Annotated in this window: 1 protein-coding gene; it reads right to left on the bottom strand. The window is 31.1% G+C overall.

Features of this window, described 5'->3' with window-relative positions; all coding sequences use genetic code 11:
- Positions 1-410: 410 nt before the first annotated feature.
- The coding region (locus IEX42_RS18390) for a GNAT family N-acetyltransferase (protein ID WP_188781463.1) at positions 411-598 on the bottom strand (188 nt) is incomplete at its 5' end.

Here is a 598-nt window from a genome sequence, read left to right as displayed (position 1 = left end):
ATAAAGTTGAAAAATTTATGGGAAATACATGCTAATCAAAATAGTGATTGCAAAAGCGCCCCCGTATATCTAAAATAACTTAAAAGGAGTGATGATATGCTAAGACTATCAATCATCTTTATAGCATTCATCATTAACACAACGATTACATATGGATATACGACTGAGGGAACGTGGGTCAATCTATTATTTAAATCTTTATCGCTCAGCATGACTATCGTTTTCATGTTCTACTATATTCGTTTTGTTATTGAGAAAAAGCGTTAAATCAAAGCTATGGGGATAGTATTTGAAATGAAAAAAGGGACGATGTAAATTGTCCCTAAGAGGTTTATAGTTTTATATGTTAGCATGTTATGTTAAGTGAATTAACATGGTTGTCTTGTTTATATTATGTGATTTAAACACTACTAGTCTTTTAAATCTAATTCATAAAAAGCTAAATCTAACCAGTAATCAAATTTATAGCCTACATTGGTCAGTGTGCCGGCATGCTTGAAATTGAATTTTTGATGTAATTTAATACTCGCTTCATTAGAAGCATCAATACCAGCAACAAGTGTACGATAACCTTTAGCTTTTGCCTCTACAATTAAAC

This window comes from Marmoricola endophyticus, assembly GCF_014644415.1.
GTDB classification, from domain to species: Bacteria; Actinomycetota; Actinomycetes; order Propionibacteriales; family Nocardioidaceae; genus Marmoricola; species Marmoricola endophyticus.
This window is presented reverse-complemented; position numbering and strand designations above follow the sequence as displayed.